The following is a 3,153-nucleotide window of genomic DNA, read 5'->3' as shown; positions in this document are numbered from 1 at the left end:
GTAACTTAGGTTGAAATAATTGGGAAGGAACAAAACGAAAACCGCTTTGATCTTCTTGACGAATTAATAATCCTTGTTCTTCCATCGATTTAAGTTGGGGCAAGAGAGCAACAAAGGTTATAGCATCAAGTTTAGCCAAAGTTTGATCAGAAATATTCTCACTAATGCCACCGGCTTGATGAGCAACGTATAATAAATGACGAAACTGAGGACTTAAATAATCAGTAAAGTCTTTTTGAAGGATTTGCCAAATTGAATAAAAAGCAGTTTCATCAATAATTTCATATCCTTCTGAAGCAGCTTGCCGTAATACTTTTTCACAGATAGTATTCAGTTCTCGAGGAATTCCTTGAGCGTAACCCGTAATTAAATTGATGACTTCCTCTGTGAAAGGATAGGGATCATTTCGCTGTTCGTTTCTGGCACTATTAAGATAATTAATAGCAATGTGACGTAAATCATCTTGACTCATGGGTTCAAGGGGAATATCTTCAGAAAAGATACCAAGGGCTTTTAAGGTTGCTTCTTGAAACTCGGTAAAGCCTCTTCCTGTCATAATAAATCCCCGATGTTTTCCCATCCGAAATAAATCTAAACTACTTTCTAAAATTGTCTGGACAACAATGGGGTCTTTTTTGTCAAAATCATCAATAGCAATAACAATACGAGAATAAATTTCTTCGGCTCTATTTAATAAACGAATGAGTAAAGGATAGGGATCAGCATTGGCAGTGGGAGTCAGTTGATTAGCAGGGGATTCTTCCTTTTTGCCAAAGGATAAAAAGCCTAATTTAACTTGTCCTTCAGTAGTGGTTTTATTGCGTTGAATAGAATACCCTAAAAGCGTATTAGCAATGTCTTCTGATTCTTGATCACTATCCGCTAAACTATCGGCTACAGCTAATAATAAAGCACGATAAAATTCCGTGGAACTTTCCCCAGGAATACTGCTAATATAAAGCAATAACATTTTTTCATTTAATTGGTTAACTTCCTGTTGTAACTGGTTAATTAAATTAAAAATTAAGGCAGTTTTACCAATACCCCAAGCCCCCCTAACTAAGATATTACGTCCTTCATAGAGGGTCGGAATAACTATATCTAAAACTTGATCTCGTCCATAAAAAATCTTTGCTAATTTTTTGCGATCATCGGGGGGAGTTGGTCGAAAAGGATTTTCTATCAGTCCCCATTTTTTGAGAGTTGATTGATAACGGCTGAGTCTTGACATTTTTTACGCAGATTGTAGAATTTTTAGTAGATAATTAATTTCCTCTAGTCGTTCTGAATTATTTTTTTCTTGATAATATGTTTGTGCCTCTTTTAAATGACTACAAGCTTGGGAAATCTTGCCAATTTGTATTTCTAGATTGCCCAGTGCAGTTGTCACAGAAGCCACATTATCTTGATCACCTAAACGACGGAATAGACGTAAAGAATCTTTAAAATAAAGTCTTGCCTGTTCGAGCCTACCAGTGCGATGATAGAGACGGGCAAGTTCCAATAAAATTGGAGCCAAACTACTAATATCCTTTTGTTTTTGATAAAGTTGCTGACAATTTTCTAAGTGTTCAATAGCTTCTGTATAATATCCGCCCTCAAATAAAGCTTTTCCTAATTGATAGGAATAGTTAAAATATAAGGTTTTGTCTTCGGTTTTTTCAATAATTTCTCCAGCTTGTTTATAAGAGTTAATTGCTTGTTGAATGTCTGTCACTTTACCAAGAAGTTTAAATCGTTCTCTGAGAGTATTGGCTAAATTATATTGTGTCTCTGCCCAATCTCCTGGAAAGGCTTGACGGGTATAAATTTTTAAGGCTTCTTGATAACAGACAATTGCATTTTCGATATTCTCGGCTTTATTGCCTCTAATTCGTTCACTATAAGCATTGCCTAAATTATTTTGAGTAGTTGCCCAGTCAAGAGGAAAGACATCAAAAGTACGAATTTTTAAGGCTTCTTGATAACAGAAAATTGCGGTTTCTATATTCTCTACTATGTCTCCTTTGATTCTGTTTATGTAAGCAGTCCCTAGATTATTTTGTGTTACTGCCCAATCTTCAGGAAAAGCATCACGGGTATAGACTTCTAATGACAGGTTATAAGCAACAATCGCTAACTCTAGATTATCTGCCTTTTCCCCAAGAATGCGCTTACTATAAGCATTACCCAGATTATTTTGTGTTACTGCCCATTCATAAGGAAAAGCATCACGGGTATAGTCTTCTAAAGACTGGTTACAAGCAACAATAGCTAACTCTAAATTTTCTGCCCTTTCCCCTCTGATGCGCTTACTATAAGCAGCACCCAGATTATTTCGTCTCCTTGCCCATTCATAAGGAAAAGCATCAGCATCACGGGTATAGACTTCTAAAGACTGGTTATAAGCAACAATAGCTAACTCTAGATTATCTGCTCTTTCCCCTCTGATGCGATTACTATAAGCAGTACCCAGATTATTTTGTGTGTTTGCCCATTCATAAGGAAAAGCATCACGGGTACAGACTTCTAAAGACTGGTTATAAGCAACAATAGCTAACTCTAAATTTTCTGCCCTTTCCCCTCTGATGCGCTTATTATAAGCATTCCCCAGATTATTTTGTATCCTTGCCCATTTTTCAGGAGAAGCTTGACGGGTATATACTTCTAAGAGGGTCTGATAGCCTGTAATAGCGATTTCTGGATTATTAGCCCAACTTCCCAAGGGAAAATTTTGAATATCAACACATAAATTCTGAATCACCCCGGCAATCCCTGCTACTTCTTCTGGTTTCCCTTGAGAAAACACATTTCTAGCCCATTGTTGCAACAGTTGGGCAAAGGTATCATCTAACAGATGTTGACCGCGTTGTAGGATAGGATAAACCACCGCAGGATCGCTATTACTCTCCCATTCTGCTTGTAAGACTTCTGATAAAAACTCCTGATATTCCTCTATACTTCCCGCTTGAAGGTTGAGAAACTGCCCCAATTGTTGCACCATATCGCGTAACCAAGATGATGTGATGGACGATGATTTTTTCGACAGACCGACCCTATGAATATACTAATTAAAAAAAGGTGGGTTAAGTCCCACCTTGATAACTGATTAGGATTTTTGGCTGAAATAGGCCTCTAGCGCCTCATTGATGATTTGATTCATCGGCCGTTTTT

The 3,153-nt window shown here is 37.2% G+C and carries 2 protein-coding genes; both read right to left on the bottom strand.

Annotation, left to right across the window (positions count from 1 at the left end; translation table 11 throughout):
* A partial coding sequence (locus PX484_RS12705; protein WP_288104110.1) for an ATP-binding protein occupies window positions 1–1,231 on the bottom strand: 1,231 nt, incomplete at its 3' end.
* Window positions 1,232–1,234: 3 nt separating this feature from the next.
* The gene (locus PX484_RS12700; protein WP_287765291.1) at window positions 1,235–2,983 is read right to left on the bottom strand and encodes a tetratricopeptide repeat protein; all 1,749 of its coding nucleotides are present in this window, start codon (window positions 2,981–2,983) and stop codon (window positions 1,235–1,237) included.
* Window positions 2,984–3,153 lie beyond the last annotated feature (170 nt).

The organism is Microcystis sp. M49636_WE2, from assembly GCF_030065375.1.
GTDB lineage: Bacteria > Cyanobacteriota > Cyanobacteriia > Cyanobacteriales > Microcystaceae > Microcystis > Microcystis aeruginosa_C.
This window is presented reverse-complemented; position numbering and strand designations above follow the sequence as displayed.

Bases quoted from the DNA above. Each gene is read 5' to 3' on its own strand.
- PX484_RS12700 (WP_287765291.1), bottom strand. From the start codon at position 2,983: ATGGTGCAACAATTGGGGCAGTTTCTCAACCTTCAAGCGGGAAGTATA.